Annotated in this window: 18 protein-coding genes; 14 read left to right on the top strand and 4 right to left on the bottom strand. The window is 35.7% G+C overall.

Annotated features, from left to right (window positions below):
* The first annotated feature begins 283 nt into the window (after window positions 1-283).
* The 11 genes from ACTQZM_RS09900 to ACTQZM_RS09850 all read left to right on the top strand — a co-directional run bounded on the left by ACTQZM_RS09900 (window position 284) and on the right by ACTQZM_RS09850 (window position 12,120).
* Window positions 284-1,207: an LCP family glycopolymer transferase gene (locus ACTQZM_RS09900; protein WP_349277906.1), complete on the top strand. Its 924-nt coding sequence runs from the start codon at window positions 284-286 to the stop codon at window positions 1,205-1,207.
* A 212-nt stretch (window positions 1,208-1,419) separates the two neighbouring features.
* On the top strand, window positions 1,420-2,187 hold the full coding sequence (locus ACTQZM_RS09895) for a tyrosine-protein phosphatase (RefSeq protein ID WP_248621387.1): 768 nt from the start codon (window positions 1,420-1,422) through the stop codon (window positions 2,185-2,187).
* 21 nt (window positions 2,188-2,208) lie between these two features.
* Window positions 2,209-2,982, top strand: a complete 774-nt coding sequence (locus ACTQZM_RS09890; RefSeq protein WP_441653671.1) for a hypothetical protein — start codon at window positions 2,209-2,211, stop codon at window positions 2,980-2,982.
* Window positions 2,983-2,998: 16 nt separating this feature from the next.
* On the top strand, window positions 2,999-3,796 hold the full coding sequence (locus ACTQZM_RS09885; RefSeq protein WP_441653670.1) for a YveK family protein: 798 nt from the start codon (window positions 2,999-3,001) through the stop codon (window positions 3,794-3,796).
* A gap of 14 nt (window positions 3,797-3,810) precedes the next feature.
* A complete protein-coding gene (locus ACTQZM_RS09880) occupies window positions 3,811-4,518 on the top strand; it encodes a CpsD/CapB family tyrosine-protein kinase (protein WP_441653669.1) in 708 nt (235 codons plus the stop codon).
* A 126-nt stretch (window positions 4,519-4,644) separates the two neighbouring features.
* Entirely contained in the window at window positions 4,645-5,640 is a 996-nt protein-coding gene (locus ACTQZM_RS09875; protein ID WP_441653668.1) for a zinc-ribbon domain-containing protein, read from the top strand.
* Window positions 5,641-6,020: 380 nt separating this feature from the next.
* Window positions 6,021-6,728 carry a gamma-glutamyl-gamma-aminobutyrate hydrolase family protein gene (locus ACTQZM_RS09870; RefSeq protein WP_441653667.1) on the top strand — a complete coding sequence of 236 codons (708 nt, stop codon included), beginning with the start codon at window positions 6,021-6,023 and terminating at the stop codon, window positions 6,726-6,728.
* Between the two features lie 18 nt (window positions 6,729-6,746).
* On the top strand, window positions 6,747-8,369 hold the full coding sequence (locus ACTQZM_RS09865; protein WP_441653666.1) for a peptide ABC transporter substrate-binding protein: 1,623 nt from the start codon (window positions 6,747-6,749) through the stop codon (window positions 8,367-8,369).
* Window positions 8,370-8,779: 410 nt separating this feature from the next.
* Complete coding sequence (locus ACTQZM_RS09860) at window positions 8,780-9,796, top strand: lipoate--protein ligase (RefSeq protein ID WP_441653665.1); 1,017 nt, start codon at window positions 8,780-8,782, stop codon at window positions 9,794-9,796.
* A gap of 132 nt (window positions 9,797-9,928) precedes the next feature.
* Complete coding sequence (gene efp / locus ACTQZM_RS09855) at window positions 9,929-10,492, top strand: elongation factor P (RefSeq protein ID WP_016251543.1); 564 nt, start codon at window positions 9,929-9,931, stop codon at window positions 10,490-10,492.
* A 419-nt stretch (window positions 10,493-10,911) separates the two neighbouring features.
* Window positions 10,912-12,120 carry a chloride channel protein gene (locus tag ACTQZM_RS09850; protein ID WP_248624419.1) on the top strand — a complete coding sequence of 403 codons (1,209 nt, stop codon included), beginning with the start codon at window positions 10,912-10,914 and terminating at the stop codon, window positions 12,118-12,120.
* Between the two features lie 53 nt (window positions 12,121-12,173).
* Here the strand turns inward: ACTQZM_RS09850 and ACTQZM_RS09845 are convergent, their stop codons facing one another.
* Entirely contained in the window at window positions 12,174-12,461 is a 288-nt protein-coding gene (locus tag ACTQZM_RS09845) for a GIY-YIG nuclease family protein (protein ID WP_441653664.1), read from the bottom strand.
* Window positions 12,451-13,200 carry a tRNA1(Val) (adenine(37)-N6)-methyltransferase gene (locus tag ACTQZM_RS09840; protein ID WP_441653663.1) on the bottom strand — a complete coding sequence of 250 codons (750 nt, stop codon included), beginning with the start codon at window positions 13,198-13,200 and terminating at the stop codon, window positions 12,451-12,453. Before ACTQZM_RS09840 ends, ACTQZM_RS09845 begins: the two co-directional genes overlap by 11 nt.
* Window positions 13,201-13,400: 200 nt before the next feature.
* Here ACTQZM_RS09840 and ACTQZM_RS09835 point away from each other — a divergent pair, with 200 nt between their 5' ends.
* On the top strand, window positions 13,401-14,033 hold the full coding sequence (locus tag ACTQZM_RS09835) for a lysophospholipid acyltransferase family protein (RefSeq protein WP_441653662.1): 633 nt from the start codon (window positions 13,401-13,403) through the stop codon (window positions 14,031-14,033).
* 365 nt (window positions 14,034-14,398) lie between these two features.
* Here the strand turns inward: ACTQZM_RS09835 and ACTQZM_RS09830 are convergent, their stop codons facing one another.
* Window positions 14,399-15,121, bottom strand: a complete 723-nt coding sequence (locus ACTQZM_RS09830; protein ID WP_441653661.1) for a LytR/AlgR family response regulator transcription factor — start codon at window positions 15,119-15,121, stop codon at window positions 14,399-14,401.
* Window positions 15,122-15,369: 248 nt separating this feature from the next.
* On the opposite strand from ACTQZM_RS09830, the gene ACTQZM_RS09825 reads away from it, so the two are divergent.
* Together ACTQZM_RS09825 and ACTQZM_RS09820 are read left to right on the top strand one after the other, a co-directional pair.
* Window positions 15,370-16,527 carry an exonuclease SbcCD subunit D gene (locus ACTQZM_RS09825; RefSeq protein WP_441653660.1) on the top strand — a complete coding sequence of 386 codons (1,158 nt, stop codon included), beginning with the start codon at window positions 15,370-15,372 and terminating at the stop codon, window positions 16,525-16,527.
* Window positions 16,528-16,530: 3 nt separating this feature from the next.
* A complete protein-coding gene (locus ACTQZM_RS09820) occupies window positions 16,531-19,737 on the top strand; it encodes an AAA family ATPase (RefSeq protein WP_441653659.1) in 3,207 nt (1,068 codons plus the stop codon).
* A 168-nt stretch (window positions 19,738-19,905) separates the two neighbouring features.
* Here the strand turns inward: ACTQZM_RS09820 and ACTQZM_RS09815 are convergent.
* Window positions 19,906-20,130 (bottom strand): transposase (locus tag ACTQZM_RS09815; RefSeq protein ID WP_441653658.1); only part of this gene is annotated, 225 nt, incomplete at its 5' end.

Raw genomic sequence — 20,130 nt, 5'->3', positions numbered from 1 at the left:
TTATTTTTGTATTCACTTTCAAAAGATAAATAGAGATCTTTCCACTACTATCTAAATGGAAAGACCTCTATTTTTTCACATAGGGGCTACTTTTGGGTCAGCCCCTTTTTTGCTAAGTATAAGAATAAAAGATAACATATTATTTATTGTCTGAGGGGACGCGTGAAATGACAAACAATCTAGCAATTATAGTTTATTTATGATGAATTATGGATGAAATATAAGGTGAAATCTGTTAAAATAGGCTTGTTCGTCATATCTATATGATTTAGGAGGAAATTTTATGGCCTTATGGAAGAAAATTCTAGCTACGGTAATAGGGGTTATAATCGCCGTAGTAATTATTGTAGGTGGGGTATTTGCTTTTGCATATCATGATTTTTCAAGTACAGTGGAAAAAACCTATAAGCCGGTACAACGTCAAAATTCAACCAAAGCAGATTCAGAAAATCAAATTGAAAATAGTCAACCATTTAGTATGTTATTATTAGGGGTAGATACAGGGGCTTTAGGCCGTGTGGAACATGGACGTTCTGACTCTATTATGGTGGCTACAGTAAATCCGATAAAGAAACAAACAACTATCGTCAGTGTGGCACGTGATACATATATGGAAATCGTTGGGCATAATACTCAAGATAAAGTGAACCACGCTTATGCCTTTGGTGGTGCTGCCATGTCAATGGATACGTTAGAAAAATACTTAGACATTCCAATTAATCACTATGTAGCGATTAATATGGGTGGTATTGAACAACTTGTAGATGCTGTCGGTGGGGTAGAAGTACATAATAATTTAGACTTCACTAATAGTAATTTCCATTTTCCAAAAGGGAATGTGGAATTAAATGGAGAAAAAGCCTTAGCCTATACTCGTATGCGTTATGAAGATCCGCGTGGTGACTATGGCCGTCAAGAGCGTCAAAGAGCAGTTGTTGCAGCTATCGGGAAGAAAGTAATGAGTATTGAAGGTGTGACTAAGTATCGCGATTTATTAGATGCCGTATCAGAAAACATGCAGACAGATTTAAATCAAGATCAAATTCAAAAATTAGCTTTGGATTATCGTGATGCTTTTAGTAATGTGAAGACTGACCAATTACAAGGAACAGGTTTCATGCAAGATGGTGTTTCTTATCAACGGGTGAGTCCAGAAGAGTTGCAACGCGTACAATTAGAGCTAAAAACCCAATTGGAAGCAAACTAGTCATTTGTCCAATTTAATCTGTAGGGGATGTAATTTTTTCTCTACAGATTTTTTCAAGTTTTAATTGCTATCCTTTTATTACTCGCTTTTTCATTGTATGTATAGTGAGAATTGTAAAAAAATGATAATAATTATTGTTATTATGCTTTTTTTGGCGTGATTTTTTTGTATAATGGAAAAAGAATGTGTAAAAATGAGAGAGGGATAGTCGGATGATTGATTTACATTGTCATATTTTACCTGGTGTGGATGACGGTGCCCAAACAATAGAAGATAGTCTCGATATGGCACGTTATGCTGTAAAACAAGGGATTACCCATATTTTGTGTACCCCACATCACAATAATGGAAAATATATCAACCCCAAAGCAGATATCATTGAAAAAGTAGCTGAGTTACAAGAAGTATTGGATGAACATCAAATCCCATTGACGGTATTAGAAGGGCAAGAAGTTCGTCTAACTACCTTATTAATGGATGATCTAGCAAAGGACCGTTTATTATTTACTGATTTAGACGATACATATATTTTAATTGAGTTTCCAAGTAATAGTATCCCAGAAAGTGCGGAAAATATTTTTTACCAACTTTTGGATAAAGGAAAAATTCCGGTCATTGTGCATCCAGAGCGCAATGCTGGATTTATCAAAGAACCCAATCGACTAATCGAGTTTTTAGATATGGGATGCCTAGCCCAACTCACTGCGCCAAGTTATGTGGGTAAGTTTGGTAAAGAAATTCAAAAAACAGCGAAATTAATGGTCGAAAATCGAATGGTCCAAATGGTTGCTTCGGATGCACATGGTATCAATAAACGTAATTTTTATCTAAAAGAAGCCTATGATGCGATTGCCAAAGATCAGGGCGTAGAATTAGTTGATAAAATGAAACAAGTAGCCAAGGATTTAATTAATGGCGACCCAATCGAATTTGAACCTTACCGAGAATTAAGAAGATCAAAATTCTCTTGGTTTAGATAAATATTTAATGGAGGGATTAATTTGAAAAAAATTGGAAAAGTGTTTGGTTTATTGCTTATTGCGGCCATCTCTTTGTCAATTGTTGTGTTTGGTTATAAAGTTTATCAGCACAAAAACTATGAGCAACGACTAGCCAGTGCTCAAGTAACGATTAAACAGCAGTCCTCTAAAATGGATGAATTAACCAAACAAGTGAATCAGTTATTTACAGATGAGAATGATGATTTATTGAATCCTGAGACAAATACGGAGCAAATTTCAGACTTGAAAACGCAAATCAATGGGATGAGGGTTTCTGCGGATAGTTATCAATTGAAAAAACAAGATTTGCCACAAGAAGATGCAAGTTTTGCGGACAAACAAGATGAATTATTACGTCGTGTGTCACAAGCATATGATAAATCAAATCTTCAAGATCAAATCGCTGCCCTATTTCAAGCAGATGCAGTGAACTGGCAAGCATTAAATGATCAAGCGGTAATCAATCTTGATACCAAGGCTGAAAAAGTCACTGAGCTATTACAAAAAGTCAGTGAAATGCCTGAAGGAAATTGGAAAAAACTTGCAAATGGGTATCTAAATTTGGCACAAGACGAATGCAATCAAGCAGCGACAACCTTAGATATGATTAATCAAATGGTGGTCAATGGACAAGTTGCTGAAAACGCCAATGCAGATACTTATGCGCAATTAGTAAATACTTTATATTCTGTGAAACATCAAGGATTATCAGACGCTTTAGAAAATAAAGTGAGAGAAGTAAAGACTCAAATGCAAACTGCAGGAAGAATGTAAGAAAGGAAATAGGTTGATGGAAGTCGAAGAAACAATTGATTTAAAAGATATTTTTACGATTATTAAAAAGCATGTTTTTACTATTATCGTATGTATGTTTGTGGGACTAGGTTTAGCAGGAGGGTTAACTTTCTTTGTTTTAACACCAAAATATAGTTCACAGGCTCAGTTAGTCGTAACTTTACCACAAAATCCAAATACAAACACAAATGATGTCAATATGAACTTGCAAATGATTAATACTTATAAAAATCTAATTAAAGGTGATTTGATTTTAAATAAAGTAAAAGATCAGTTAAAAGAAAATTATGGCATTAATATGACTGTACAAGAAATTGATGATGCGATTGATGTCGTACAGTCAGAAAACTCATTGATGTTCTCATTGGTGGCTACTTCTACTAAAGCTTTAGATGCAGAACGTTTAGCCAACACAACCGCAACAATCTTCAAAGATACTGTCAAAGAAGTCTTAGGAGAAAGTGTTGATAAAATTTCAATTATTTCAAATGCAACAGTCAACAATACGCCAATTTCACCAAACAATACGCGTAACTTGCTTATTGGGGTGTTAGCAGGGATGATTGTTGGTTTTGGGATGAGTTTTGCCGTTGAATTCTTAGACCGCACAGTAAAAGCAGAAAAATTTGTTCGCGACGAATTAGGCTTAACTATCTTAGGAACCATTCCACAATTATCTGCCAAAGAATTACAAGACAATACACGTCGAGTTTCTGGACATATGGTATCTTCTAGTAGCGGACACCATCACTCTGGTAATAGCAAACATCGTCGCTCAAGAAGTCGTGTGTAGGAAGGTGAATATAAATGGCAAAGAAATATGATAAGAAAAACTCAACAGCTACGAAGCCGGTGAACTTAATTACGCTATTAAATCCAAATTCACCGATTTCTGAACAATATCGTACAGTTCGAACCAACTTGCAATTCGCAGTTGCAGGTGACCAACCATTGCGCAGTATGACCGTGGTTTCTTCTGGTCCTGGTGAAGGAAAATCTACTTCATCAGCAAACTTAGCGGTCGTATTTGCTCAAGCAGGGCGTCGCGTCTTGTTAGTAGATGCGGATATGCGTAAAGCAACGGTCCATAAAACATTTGGACTAAGTAATGAAGTGGGGTTAAGTAACTTGGTAAGTGGCCAACAATCTGCATCATCAGTGATTCAACCATCTGGTGTAGATAATTTATCCGTGATGACGGCTGGACCAACGCCACCAAACCCGGCTGAATTACTGAACTCGCGTCGGATGAATGTAGTATTGGAAGAATTATATCAATTGTTTGATTTAATTGTTTTTGACTTACCACCTGTAATGACAGTGGCTGATGGTTTAATTATGGCTTCTAAAACAGATGGTACCGTAGTGGTTATCCGTGAAGGTGTCACTCGTAAAGACTCTATTATAGAAGCGAAAAATCGTCTAATTCAGGCCAAAGCTCGTATTTTAGGAGTTATTTATAATGGTGCTGAACAAATGAATGAAAGTAGTTATTATTACTATTCAGATAAATAATAAATCTCTAATAAGGTGAGCGGTGTCTTGCCTTATTTTTTTTGAACAAAATGATTGGCTGTGTTATAATATGATAAAATTTATCGTGAATATTTACACGATAGCAAAAGAATGGAGTGGAAAATGATGAAAAAGTGTCCAAATTGTCAAACAGAAGTGGAAGAAGAGGCGTTGGTTTGTCCTCAGTGTGGTTATCAGTGGGAGACAAATGCTGAGAAAGTAGAGCAAGTCGTGTCTGAAGAAGTTGTATCCGAAGAAAAGACCCAAAGCGTTCAACAAGCAGCCAATGAAGAAGTGTCAAATCCAGAAAATGAGGATAAAGCACAAACAACAGTTGCACCACAAACACCTGAAGAATCTGAAGAAGAGACAAACAACCAATCTTCAGAAAACAGCAAAAAAGTATTGGATTTTGAAAAACTAGATGATTTTGAAGCATTAAAGCCGCATATCGATCAAGCAAAGAATTATTTTGAAGAGCTTAAAGCGGCCATCCTGCATCCAACCATCGGAGAAATCAAGTATAAAACGTTAGGTATTATTAATTTCATTGTGATTGGTTTATTATTTTCATTGACTTTCTCGAGATTGCTTGGTGTGATGCTAAGAGGTATCTATGGTGCGATGAATCAATTTACCAATATGTTTGGTTTTGGTCATTCATCCTATGGTAGTTCATCGATTTCGGCCTTTCCAATGTTTTGGTTGTTCTTATTAGCTATCTTTTTAACACAAATTATCTTAGTGTTGGTATACTGGATATTTGAAATCATTATGCAAAAAGAAGGAGCCAGCTTTAAAAATGCCTTAGACCAAATTTTTGAACCATTAAGTGTCTTAGTAGTTGTGGGCATCGTGGCTTTTGTTTTTGCCTTACTTGGTTCAGCTTTCTTAAAATTAGCATTAATACTTTGCGTGTTATACTTATTGATTTTACGCTATAGTTTTGATGGAAATATTTGGTTAATTACCAATCCCAAGGGCTTCAATCGTTTTTATATTACGATGATTCCAGTTGTACTATATAGTGTAGTCAGTTACTTTGTTTTCAAAATCGTCCTTGGTGTGTTAATCGAAAATTCAAATATCTTAGGAATAATCGAAAATATGCTTCGTTTCTAAAAGTAAAAAAATCTCAGTTGGTTTCAGATGAGGGACCGACTGAGATTTTTTTGTTTCCTTTGTGTCATATAGGATGATGTAAAAGCGTTTAATAAGGAGTTAATGTACACGCCGGAAACCTCTGTAAAACACAAAGTAGTATAATTATAACACGGATATGATTATCGGTAAATAAAATATAGTTATAAAAATGTAAAATAAACATTGAATCATAAATATTTTTATAGATTATTGTCATGATAGATGATATTAAATAGTTGAATTAAATAATATGGTTTAAAGTGATAAGATTTTGCTATCGCTGAAAAGTTTCAAATTAGTTGCGAAAATATAGTGTACTCAGATATAATAGCCTCAAATTCTTTGAAAGGATGATGCGCATGACCAGACCGATTATTGGTATTGCCTCAAATGAAACGTTTGATCCAGGTAGTACGCTTTATCATTTGCCTGTCAGCTACACCCCAAGAGGATATATTGAAGGGGTTCAAAATGCTGGTGGGATTCCGCTATTATTACCAATTACTGATCCTGACTATGCAGAAACTTATGTCCGTCAGATTGATAAATTGATTTTAGCAGGTGGGCAAGATGTATCACCAGAGATTTATGGACAAACAAAAAACGCAACTGGTAATTATTCAAAAGCTCGCGATGACTTTGAACAAGCTTTAATTACCGAAACCTTAAAACAAGGAAAACCGATTTTTGCGGTCTGTCGTGGGATGCAGTTAGTAAATGTTTATTTTGGTGGTACATTGCATCAAGAAATTGGCCCTTTAAGTGATGTCGAACATATGCAAGATCCTATTCCTCGGGAGGAGCCTTCGCATGACCTACTTTTAGAAAAAATAAGTAGCTTACATACCATTTATGGCAACCAAGGAAAAATCAATTCTTTTCATCATCAGGCTGTAGATAGTCTTGGCGAAGAATTACAAATAACCGGCAGATGTAGCGATGGCATGATTGAATCTATTGAAAATAAAAAGCGTCATATTCTAGGTGTGCAATGGCATCCAGATTTTGCTTATTCGCATTTAAAGCAAGAGCAATTAGTATTTGATTATGTCGTCAAACAATTATAAAAAGAAAGGAAGAATGAAATGAAAAAAGTAGTTAGTTTATTATTTGTGGCAAGTCTTTTCTTAGCAGCATGTGGCAATTCAGCAACATCCTCTAAGGAAACCAAATCTACCAAACAAGAAATTGCTGTTTCAACACCAGGTGAACTATCAACACTTGATAGTGCACAATATACTGATGTCAACAGTTCAGATATGATTGGTCAAGTTTCAGAAGGATTATACCGTTTAAATAAAGATGGAAATCCTGAACTTGCGATGGCCAAAGAAGAGCCAAAAGTGAGTGAAGATGGTTTGACTTATACTTTTAAATTACGCGAGGCAAAGTATAGTGATGGAACACCGGTTCGTGCGCAAGATTTTGTATATGCGTTCCAAAATGTGGTGGATCCAAAAACGACTTCCAGCTCAAGTCATCGTATGGATATCTTTAAAAATGGTGAAAAAATCCGCAACGGTGAGCTGCCTGTTAATCAATTAGGAGTTAAAGCACTTGATGACCAAACGTTAGAATTAGATTTAGTCGCACCGGCACCATTTTTACCAGAAATTTTAACAGGTACACCATTTATGCCAAAACAAGAAAAATTTGCCTCTGAAAAGGGGAAAGCTTATGGCACAAGTGCAGAGAATTTTGTCGGTAATGGACCTTTTGTAATTAAAGGATGGGATGGCAATAATGAAAGCTGGACCTTGGAGAAAAATCCAACATACTGGGATGCAAAAAATGTGAAGTTGAAAAAAGTGAAAGTACAAGTCGTAAAAGAAATTGCGACAGGTGTCAACTTATTTAACGATGGGCAATTAGACTATACGACTTTGAGCGATGTTTATGCACAAAACAATCAGGATAACAAATTAGCCCACTTTGTACCTAAAGCGATGGTTGGTTATATCAGTGCAAACCATAAGCGTCCAGTAACCGGGAATGTGCATGTTCGCCAAGCTATTTTACAAGCTATTAATAAGAAAAGTTATACAAAAAATGTCTTATCCGATGGTTCTCAACCGTTAAATGGCTTTGTCCCAACAAACTTTGCGAAAAATCCAGAAACTGGTGAAGATTATCGTAAAGAAGCTGGCGATTTGATGCCTTATGATTTAAAAGCCGCTCAAAAGAACTGGGAATTAGCGAAAAAAGAATTAGGTAAAGATGAAATCGAGTTGGAATTACTCGCTTCTGATACAGCTACTTCTAAAAAGACGGTAGAATTCTTGCAAGGTCAGTTACAACAAAACTTACCTGGTTTGAAAATTGACATTAAGAACGTACCATTACAAAACCGTTTAGACTTACAAGACAAGAGTGAATTCGATTTAGTGTATGGGACTTGGACCCCAGACTACGCAGATCCAATCAATTTCTTAGAGTTCTATGATTCTACAGGCGGCCTAAACTCATCAGGTTATGCCAATAAAGCATATGACGCAGGATTAGAAGAAGCACGCACCACTTTAGCTAAGGATCCAGCCAAACGTTGGGATAAATTGATTGAAATGGAAAAACAATTAGTCGAAAAAGACACCGCCGTTTTACCATTCTATCAAGGAAGCGTGGCCTATCTTAAATCAGAACGCCTACACGGATTACAAGTCTTCCCATTCGGCCGCACCGTATCCTACCGACTCGCATACGTAAAATAAGGTTGTAAATCGACTTGATTAGCTACGAGCAAAAGGTTATCAATCAACTTGGTCAAATACGAGAAAATTCATGTGTTACCTACTGCTAAGAAAATCGGATGAAAGGAGATTTTCTTAAGCAGGAGGGTGAATTTTCCGAGTATTTAGTTGATTGATACCGAGAAAGCTAAGTTTGTCCGGAATGACAGGAAAATCCGTCGCGTTTTAAGATTTTCCTAGGCAGTTCGGCTTAGATGCGAGGTAGCTACCCTTCGAACACCGTCAATATAAGGTCGTGAAGCAGATAAATATTGATATTACAATGCTCTTTTCCTTTTAATAAAGAAGGAAAAGAGCATTTTTTAAGCAAGTTTTTCGCTATTTTTACCTATTCGTGATAAGGTAACAGTTGTCAGAAAGAAGGGATTTAAGTGCGTTATCATATTATGAAAAGCAATGATATCCGCATGAATTTAGCAACAGAAGAATATTTAATGAATCATGCCGATGTCAGTGAACCACTATTTTTAGTTTATATTCAATCACCTTGTGTCATTATTGGCCGCAATCAAAATGCCTATGAGGAACTCGATTTAAATTATTTACGTAAAAATCACATTACGCTTACTCGACGTATTTCTGGTGGTGGCGCAGTATTTGATGATTTAGGCAATATGAGTTTTAGCTTTGTGAAAAAACGCGATGAAGTTCAATTTGGCGATTATCAGAATGTGACCGAACCGATTTTAGCCGCTCTTCATAAAATGGGCGCAACGCAAGCACAAAGCGGTGGGCGTAATGATTTGTACATTGATGGTTTGAAATTTTCGGGAAACGCGATGTACAGTAAAAATAATCGCACTTATTCGCATGGAACGTTAATGTATGATGTAGATTTAAGTGTATTAGATCGAATTTTGACCGTCTCTAAGGAAAAAATTGCCTCAAAAGCAACCCCATCCGTGAAGAAAAATGTCACAAATGTGAAAGGCTATCTCAAACCAGAATTTCAATTCGAACGGACAGAAGATTTCCGTAATCAATTACTATGCGAATTATATGGCGTAAAAAGTTTAGCAGAGATTAAAGATAAAGAACTAGTATTAACTCAAGCTGACCGTGAAGCCATTCAAAAATTATTTGATGAAAAATATGCCAATGATGCATGGATTTTTGGAGAAGCACCGGCCTTTGAGTACAACAAACGCACGCGTATTGCCAGTGTCGGCATTGTCGATGTGAAATTAAATGTCGTTCATGGCAAAATTTCTGCAGCTAAGATTTTTGGCGATTTCTTTGGCCAACAACCAGTTGAACAACTTAGTGACTTTTTGGTCGGCAAAGAATATCGTTTTGAAGCGATTGAAAAAGAACTAAAACAAATCAAGGTAAGTGAATATATCCATAACTTAACGAATGAGGATTTCTTAGCCTTGCTTTTTAGCTAATATTAGTCTTTTAGACTCAAAATGTGGTAAAATCATGGAAATTACCTAAATTTGTTTCATCGTACTAGCTAAATGGCAAAGTTTTTGCTACAATGGGAATGAACTATTTTAAAGATTAAAGGAGACATTTAAATGATTTCAGCAAGTGATTTAAGAGCTGGTATGACTTTTGTACAAGATGGCAAATTAATTAAAGTTTTAGAAGCAAGCCATCACAAACCAGGTAAAGGAAATACAGTGATGCGTATGAAATTACGTGACGTTCGTAGTGGTGCAACTTATGATACTACTTTCCGTCCTGAAGAAAAATTCGAACGTGCACACATTGATACAAAAACTGTTCAATATCTTTACACAATGGATGACACAGCGTATTTCATGGATTTAGAAACTTATGAACAATACGAAATTCCAACTGAAACTGTAGAAACTGAAATGAAATATATCCTTGAAAACATGGAAGTTAAAATTCAATTCTTTGGTTCTGAAGTCGTAGGTATTCAATTACCAACAACTGTAGTCCTAAAAGTTGAAGAAACACAACCATCAATCAAGGGCGCAACTGTAACTGGTTCAGGTAAACCAGCTACTATGGAAACTGGATTAGTTGTAAACGTACCAGACTTTATCGAAGCAGGCGAATACTTAGAAATCAACACTGCTGAAGGTACTTACGTAAAACGCGCAACTAAGTAATACTGAGAAAATGGGATGTGAGAAAATCGCATCCCTTTTATATTAGGTTGTGAATCGACTTGATCAGCTACGAGCGGATAAGATTGTCCAACACGTCGGGAAAGTCCGAGAAGTAAAGACTTTCCAAGACGGGGTGGCTTATACGTCGAAGTAGCTAGTCGATTTACACCGTCAAATTAGGTTGTGAGGCAGCTCGGAAAGCCTCGAAGAAATTCGTGTGTTTACCTACCACTGAAAAAATCGGATGAAAGGAGATTTTTGCAAGTGGGAGGGCGAATTTCACAATGTCTAGCTGCCGAACACCGTCAGTTAGGTTGTGAGAAGGGTCGATCAGCTACAAGCAGTTAGTTAATAAAAATTTTTATCCTTTCTTTTGTGAAAGATTAGATAAGAAAATTGCATAAAATGAGGTGTTTTGAGTGCGTGGGTATTCTTTAGAAAAGATGAAACACGTCGGATTAGTATTAATTTTAAGCGTATTAATCGGGTTATCAGTTGGGGCTTTGGATGCTGGATTTGGACGTGTGCTAGATTATATCAGTATCTTTTTTCATCAACATAAGCATATTTTACTCCCTTTTCTAGGGTTTGCTGGGATGCTGTTTGTTCATATTCAACTAAAATATGGGAAAGATAGTCATTTAGGGATAGGGCTGATTTTTAAAGCAGGATATGGAGAAGTCAGCAAGGTGCCTAAACGCTTAGTGCCCTTTGCCATCTGCGGAACGTGGTTGACCCATTTATTTGGTGGTTCAGCCGGTCGTGAAGGAGTTGCGGTACAAATTGGAGCGACGGTGGCTCATGCATTTGGTCGTCAATTTCAAGGGATGAATTATAAACGATTTATCGTCATCGGGATGGCTTCAGGGTTTGCAGGATTATTCCAAACACCTATTGCTGCGATATTTTTTGCGATGGAAGTCTTAGTAGTAGGGCATTTAACCTATGATGTATTATTGCCAACCATGGTCGCTTCTTTTACCGCTAGTTTTACTTCAGAATTTTTAGGACTAAGCAAATTTAGCTATCACTTAGTATTAGATGATCGCCTGCCTTGGTTTTTAATTGTACGCTTAGTTATTTTAGGTATTATTTTTGGCTTAGTCGGTTATTTATTTGCAAGAACGATGCGCTTAACTCGGCTAACTTTAACCAATCATTTTCCTAATCCAGTATGGCGAATCGGGATTGTTGGTATTATTGTGAGTGTTTTATTATTTGTTTTTCACGATGGCCGTTATGCAAGTTTGGGTACGAATTTGATTGTGGACAGTTTTCACGGAGGGACCATTTACCCCTATGACTGGTTCTTAAAAATGATTTTAACCGCCTTGACACTTGCTTGTGGTTTCCAAGGTGGGGAAGTGTTACCGATGTTTGCGATTGGCTCTACATTAGGGGCTGCTTTAGCCGGGATTTTTGCCTTGCCAGTGGATTTTGTGGCGGCACTTGGTTTTGCGAGCGTCTTTGGTAGTGCGACCAATACCTTCTTAGCGCCAATCTTTATCGGTGCCGAAGTATTTGGCTTTGATGCGATACCATACTTCTTTATCGTTTGTGCAATCGGTTATCTATGCAACGGAAACCGCAGTATCTACAGCCTACAAAAAATCGAAAAAGAATTTTAATACATTAATTCCCACAATAAGTACGACAAAATGGTGCTTATTGTGGGAGTTTTTTACTTTCCATTAGGTAATGTTACACTAGGATGTGTGCGAAGATAAGTTTCTTTTTGCCTACGCGTTAATTGCTTAAAGGCATACTCTGCTTTTTGGGCCTCACTTCTGGTAGCAAAACTTTCTGCATGAATCATCTGAAGTGGACGCCGTTTAGCTAATTTGGTATATTTTGCCCCGATGCCTTGGTTGTGTTCGTTTAATCTGCGTGCCAAATCCGTCGTATAGCCACCGTAAAATGTACTATCTTTGCATAATAAAACGTAAAAATAATGTACTTTACTTTCCATAGAGCATCTTCTTTATCGTAGGGGTATATTCGCCGTTTGCATCATAAGTATAGATGGGCGGCAGAACCTTCAGCCCGTCTTTTTTTCCTTGATAAATCCCTTCAACCAATAAAATATTCGCTTCTTTGCCTTCTTTTGGATAAATAAATTGAATCTTTTTCGGCATAATTTTAGCTTGTTGCATGGTTTCAATCACTTCTAAAAATCGATCTGGGCGATGAACAAGGCATAAACGACCATTCATCTTCAGTAGATGCGCACTGGTTTGAATCACTGTTTCTAAATTGGTGTAAATCTCGTGGCGCGCGATGGCAAGATGTTCATTAGGATTTTTATGATTGGTTGGCAAATCTTTAAAATAAGGCGGATTGCATAAAATTAAATCTACCGCATCGTGACCAAGATATTTGGGTGCGTTTTTCAAATCATCTTGAATGACGGTCATCTGATTAGACAAGCCATTTAGTTGAATACTACGTTGTGCCATATCTGCAAGTCGTGCCTGTAATTCAATTTGGATAATTTTATCTTGAGTATGACGACTGACAAAAAGGCCAACCGCTCCATTACCGGCACACAAATCCACAATCTTTCCCCGTTTAGGAATATTCGGAAAATTAGCCAACAAGACGGCATCTAATGAAAATGAAAAAACTTCACGACTTTGAATAATTTGGATATCTTCGGCGAATAATTGATCAATTCGTTCGTTAGGTAGTAGAGTAATCTTTTCTGACATATTTTCTGTTAATCACCTCTAGTTATCTAAAAATACGTGCTAATTACTATTGCTTTATTACGGTTAGTGACTTATTTTATTCTATATTTTTCACAAGCTATTATACTATGAAATTGATGAATGAAAAAGAAAAAAATACTTGTCAATAACTAAACTAACAAGCTATACTTAAGATTATAAGGAAAGGAAGGATGTCTCAAATGTTCTTTAGTTTTATGCGCGGCGTCTGTCGTGTATTGTTTTTTGTCATTAATGGCAACTTAGAAATTCAAAATAAAGAAAAATTACCTCAAAATGAAAATTACATATTAGTTGCTCCTCATCGTACTTGGTGGGATCCGTTATATCTTGCTGTAGCTGCTAGACCAAAGAAATTTGCGTTTATGGCCAAAGAAGAGTTGTTCAAAAATCCAATTATTCGCTTTATATTAGTTCACGCCAATGCCTTTCCGGTAAACCGTCAAAAACCAGGACCAAGTGCGATTAAGACGCCAGTGAAACTACTTAAAAATACAGATTTGAGCTTGATTATGTTTCCTTCTGGCAGTCGTTATTCGTCTGAGTTAAAAGGTGGCATGACAGTTATTGCACGTATGGCTAAAGTTCGTATTGTTCCTTGTGTTTATCAAGGACCATTAACTTTAGGTGGTCTATTTTTACGAAAAAAGGTAATTGTTCGTTTTGGCGATCCAATTGATATTTCAGATGTCAAAAAATCAGATAAAGCGGGTATCGCCGTGGTGGATGAACGCTTGATGAATGCTTTTAATCAATTGGATTATGAAGTAAACCCAGAATTTAGATATGTGATTCCAGAAAAGAAGAAAAAATAAGTAGAAAGCCAAGAGTTATGTGCTCTTGGCTTTTTTTGGCGAAAAAAAAGACTGATTAAATAACCAGCCTGATGTATTTTGCGTGAATATAATAAACGAACCTGTTTTTTGATACTATCCTTTTATCAAATATAACAAACAAAGTACTACTAACCAAATGAAAAAGTCATTAAAAGTAGGGAATGTATTACTCACTGAGAATGGGGGAGATGAGTAACTTTGAATCGCAATGAAGAGAACAAGAAACTTTTTCAGACTTTTCCGTAATTCAACATACAAAATACGAATTATATTATATTATAAATATCACAAAAAAAGGAAGTAGTTTTCCTAAATGACAAATAAAAATGCTTAATTAACAAATATCATTTACAGACTTGCTCTAAATCATGAATAACTCCATTAAAATATGTACGTGAAAGAGGAAGTAAGGTATTGTCTTTTAATTGCACGAGACGCTTTCCCCGACTGACATCTTTGACTGCCATTTTATTCACAATAAAAGAGCGATGAATACGCAACAAATCCTCATGTAAAGGTTCGATTTGATTTAAAGGTAAATAGAATTCACACTGTAAGTTTTTTCCCACAAAACGAATTTTATGCATACCATTAGATTCGACATAACGTAATCGATTGAGTGGAATTTTCATCATTCTTGTTCGATCTTTGATGATAATTGTTTGATGATTACCTTGCTGTTTTTGTTGAAAATAATAGTTAACTTGGTTTTCCACATTTTCAGCAAAGTGCATAAAATAGTCATTCTTATTGAGAATAACAATCGCTGACCACTTTGCTTTCAAATTTTGCTCGTACAGTTCTGTATCAGTGACCAGGACGATTTGGGAATTGGTATCTGATTTTTGAATAGTTTCAATTAACTTTGATACATGATTGGTAGGTTCATCTATTAATATTGAGATGAAGTAAAGATTAAGTTCAGTGGTACGATGAATAAAATTTAATGTAGTTGATTCTTGGTTATATTGAATCAAAGTTTCATTTCGATGACGCAATAACTGGATCAATAAATTTTTTAAGATGTCATCACTTTTTTGCTGTTTTTCTATAAGATAGATAGCCATATACAAATCCTTTCCATTTAATCAATACATAGGGAGCAAGTTGTTTGACGATTTTCATTTATTTTTAATCAACTATAAAACAATATATCATAAAAAATAAAAAAAGAGTGCATTTTTTTGTAAATTTGTATCATATTTAAATAGTGATTTTAAGATATTTGTTCGCATAAAATCGAATAAGAACATATAGACGCATAAGAGCTGGAGTGCTATAATAAAAAGCATAGAAAAAAGAGTAGGTGATAGGTGTGAAATTATTGCATACAGCGGATTGGCATTTAGGGAAAAAACTACATGGGTTTGATATGTTAGCAGACCAAGCGTATATCTTAGATCAGATATTGCAGCTTGCTAAAGACGAAAAAGTAGACGCGATTATGATTACTGGAGATATCTATGACAGAGCCATTGCCAGTAATGAAGCGATTCAATTAGGAAATCAAACTTTTCAAAAATGGAATATTCAAGAGCACTTTCCGTTATTAATGATTAGTGGAAATCATGATTCAGCAATACGCCTAGCTACGGGAAAAGAATGGTTTGCGACTAACCAATTTTATTTAAATACCAGTATTAAAGAGAGTTTACAGCCAATAACATTGGGTGATTGTCAGTTTTATCTATTACCTTATATTGAATTGATTGAAGCACGTTTTTTTGTGGAAAAAGCCGGACTTGTTGAAAAGGCACCAAATAATCTCTCACAAGTACTTCAAATCATTATCAAAGAAATGCAAAAAACTTTCGATCCCGATAAAAAGCATATCTTTCTTGGTCACTTATTTGTTGCAGGAAGCTTGCGTCAAGAATCAGAAACGCCATTGGAAATCGGTGGTTTACAGAGTGTTGCGAGTGATTTGTTCGATGTATTTGATTATGCAGCTTTTGGTCATTTACATTCATCTACGGCTAATTTAAAAGGAAGAGTACGCTATAGTGGTTCACCATTAAAGTACTCTGTGGGTGAACATCGTGATTCAAAAGGAGTGCGCATTATTGACACCGAGTTATTAGCTAATGATTTTGAGCAGGCTACACGTTTTGTACCTTTACAGCCGTTAAGAGAAGTTCATCAGATTGAAGCAAGCTTTGAAGATTTGCTATATCGTCGAGGAAAATTAGAAGAATACGCCAAAGATTATTTATCAGTTGCCCTTACCAATGAAGAAGTGATTATGCAGTTAATGAATCAGTTGCGACCGTTATATCCTTATTTGTTGAATGTTACACGTAAAGAAAAACACCTCAAAGTATCTACCAATAATGCTACTAATCTAAGCAAAATCAATCAACCTGAAGAATTGATTCAAGATTTTTTTGTGCGATTATATGAAGAGCCATTGACTGAGCAACAACAAAATTGGGTAAATGATGCGATGAATCAAGTAAACGGAAAGGATGAATGATAGATGCTACCTAAAAAAATCCAAATGAAAAACTTTGGCCCCTATGTGGATGAATGTGTCAATTTTGAAGACTTACAAGCCGATGGTCTATTCCTGATTACTGGAGATACTGGAGCTGGAAAGACTACCATTTTAGATGCGATGACCTTTGCACTTTATGGAAGAGTAACCTCTGATAAGCGTACAGCACAGGAAATGCGCAGTCACTTTGCCGAGCTAACAGCTAAAACTGAAGTTCAATTCACTTTTTCCCATCAAAATTACACTTATAAGATTACTCGTCAACCTAAAATGTATATTCCACAAAAAAATGGGAAAGAGAAAAAGGTAGATCATAATGTCCATTTAGAGATATTCGATGAGAATTTGCAATTGGTTGATAATCTATCTTCTATTACAGATGTGAATAAATTTGTTGATTCTCTTTTACATTTAACCAGTGAGCAATTTTCACAGATTATGTTGCTTCCTCAAGGTAAGTTTCAGGAATTTTTATTGTCTAATAGTAGTAACAAGAGTGATATTTTGCGTACTATTTTTAACACTCAGTTTTATCGTCAACTAACAGATGTAGTCAAAGAAAATTATAAGCAAAAAGAAAAAACAATCAATCGTCAAGTGGACCAATTACATCAATTGAGTGCACAATTTCAGTTTGCTCAAGAAGAAAAATTGGAAAATCAAGAAAATATAAGTCTTGAAAGTTGGCCAATAATTTTTGCTGAAGACTTAAGTATTCAAAATAATCGCTTAAATATCCAAAAAAATACCTTACAAGAACAAAATCAACTGCAAACTAAGTTACAAGATGAATTGCAGTTGGTTCAAGAGCTAACCAAAAAACAAGCAGAAGGCGAAAGATTAATAGCTAGACAAGCGCAACTGATTGAAAATGAACCAAAGATGATTGAATTATCAGAAACAATTGAATATCTAAAATGGTTTGCTCAACAAAAGCATGATTTAGAGCAATATGAAAAGGAGAAACAAAAATATCAAGATGCCGTTTTTCAGTTAACTGATACTAAATCCAAACAAAGTGATAATGAAGTGGCCATTCAACGTTTTGACCAACAGCAAGATTTAAGAGCCACTTGGCAAGCAAATTTACAACAAGCGCAACAAAAGAAATACCAATTAGAAGAATTATTGCCGATTGCTAAAGAATATGCGGAGAAATTACAGGATTTTCAAATGCTCAAAGCAAAAACAGAGGACTCTTTAAAACATGTTCAAGAATTAGAACAATCCTTATCTGACAAAAACGAAGCAATCGTTCAAACGGAAGCAAGCTTAAATCAATGTAATCAACAAATTCAACAATTTTCTCAGGTATCTCATGAAGTAGGAAACTTGCAAGATTGGTTAAATGCAGATTCACAAAAACAAAAAGTATTGAAGCAACAGCATCTTTTACAAAAGAAACAACCACAAATTGAAAAACAAATAGAAGAAGAAAATCAAAAACTTCAAAAGATTCAGGGACAAATAGAAGAACAACGTCAAGTTAACGTTCAATTGTTGAGTGCAAGGTTACGCCGCTTATTAAAACCTGGTGAGCCTTGTCCGGTATGTGGTTCTATAGAGCATCCGAGTGTAACCCATGATACAGCAGCTGATCAACAAGCACTAATTGAAAACGAGCAGGCCTTACAGCAATTAGAAATCCAGTTGCAAACTTGTCAAAAACAACAAGGAGCGCTATCTACACAAAAATTAGAAAATGAACATCAATTGCTAGAATGCGCACAACAAATTGATGAATATACACAAAAACAAGACAAAATGATGGTTGATTTCTTTAACTACATGGAAGACAAACTATCTTGGGAAGCTGTGCATGAGTTAAAGATATCGCCAATTACAGCTATGACGATTAAGAATTTTCGCCAGCAATTTCGTCAAACACTAGATGATTTGATGCAACAATCACAAACGATGCAAGCACAACTAACACATGAAAAAACTGATTTAAAACAACTCCAAGACAGTTTGATTCAAGCACAAACAGAAAATCAATCCTTACAAAAACAATGGGTACAATCAGAAAGCCAGTTAAACTCTTATCAAGCAAGGCTAGGAGATCAAAACTATACAGTATTAAAGGAAAAAAGTTTACAAGTTGAGCAAGAAATCAAACACTTATCCGAACAATTGGAACAAGCGCAACATCAAGAAAAAAATCTTCAAGATACTAAGATTAGACTAGATACTCAAGTTCAATCTTTGCAGACTTTTTTAGCGCAACAAGAAGAAATCGTCAATCAAGCTAAACGAGGGGTTGTAACGATTTATCAACAAATAGATTTGCGTTTCGGTAGCCAAATCTATGTTGCTTGGAAGAAAGGCGAAGAAGTTAACCTTTCAGAATATTGGAAAAAGGTCGCTCAATTACCAGTAATGGAACAAACCTGGCAACATTATCAAGAGGAAAAACACTATTTAGCAACACGTTTGCAAGAACTTGCTGAAATTCTAGAAAAACCAACTGTGGATGTAAAGCCATTAGAAGAACAGTTGGTAGAGATGAAGCAAAATATTGAGGAGCTATCTACCCAATACGCTCAAGATCAACTTATCTATGAACAAAATAATCAGCTTTGTCAACGATACAATACGCTATTAGCACAAAATCAACAAATGCTGACAGAAGTACAAGCATATGCACGACTGGCTAAAGGAATGAATGGCGACAATGAATTGAAACTTACACTCGAAAATTATTGCTTACAAGTGTATTTTCAAGAAGTGCTTTTATTAGCGAATCAACGTTTACAAGAATTAACCCAAGGACGTTACACTTTGGAAATTAGCGATGAAAAAGGTCGCACAGCTAGTAATACAGGGTTAGAACTCGTAATTTTTGATGATTATACTGGTGAAATTCGGCGGGTGCAAACCTTATCAGGCGGCGAAAGTTTTATTGTATCACTGGCTTTATCCCTATCGTTAGCTGATGTCATTCAGCGTCAAAGTGGTGGCGTACAAATCGAAGCCCTCTTTATTGATGAAGGATTTGGGACCTTAGATGAACAAACGTTACAACTAGCCATTCAGACTTTGGCTCAGTTAGAAGGTCAAGGACAAATGATTGGCATTATTAGTCATGTACGTGAATTAAAAGAGCAAATACCACGTCAAATTCAAGTGAAAAAACTAGGCGATGGTCGTAGCGAAATACGTATTCATAGTGAGGGAAAAGTTTTGTAAAAGAATCTAAAAAGCTCCGACTTATTCATTGGTATCATTTGTTTTGTAAATAAAGAAATAATGATGGGGCTGACCCATTAGTCCCTTTTGAATCCAAAAATCGAAGGCACCCGTGAAAGATGCCTTCGATTTTTTGTTTTTTTGGATGAAATATAGAGGGTTTTCCCCCTATATTTGGTTTTGTATGATTGTTTTCCCCTCATATTTCCTTACTCTAGTTACTAATTTCTTAAAATTGTGCGCAAGAAATACAAGTCCCATTTCCTTAAAAATTTTTTCAGTTCCTCGGACATGGAATCTTCTAAATTTCATATTTTGTTTAATGTTCCCAAAAACAGTTTCGACATCTGTCTTTCGCTGTGCATAGTAAAAGGCTGTTTCTTTGCTTTCTAT

This window comes from Enterococcus cecorum, from assembly GCF_052119425.1.
GTDB classification, from domain to species: Bacteria; Bacillota; Bacilli; order Lactobacillales; family Enterococcaceae; genus Enterococcus_E; species Enterococcus_E cecorum_C.
This window is presented reverse-complemented; position numbering and strand designations above follow the sequence as displayed.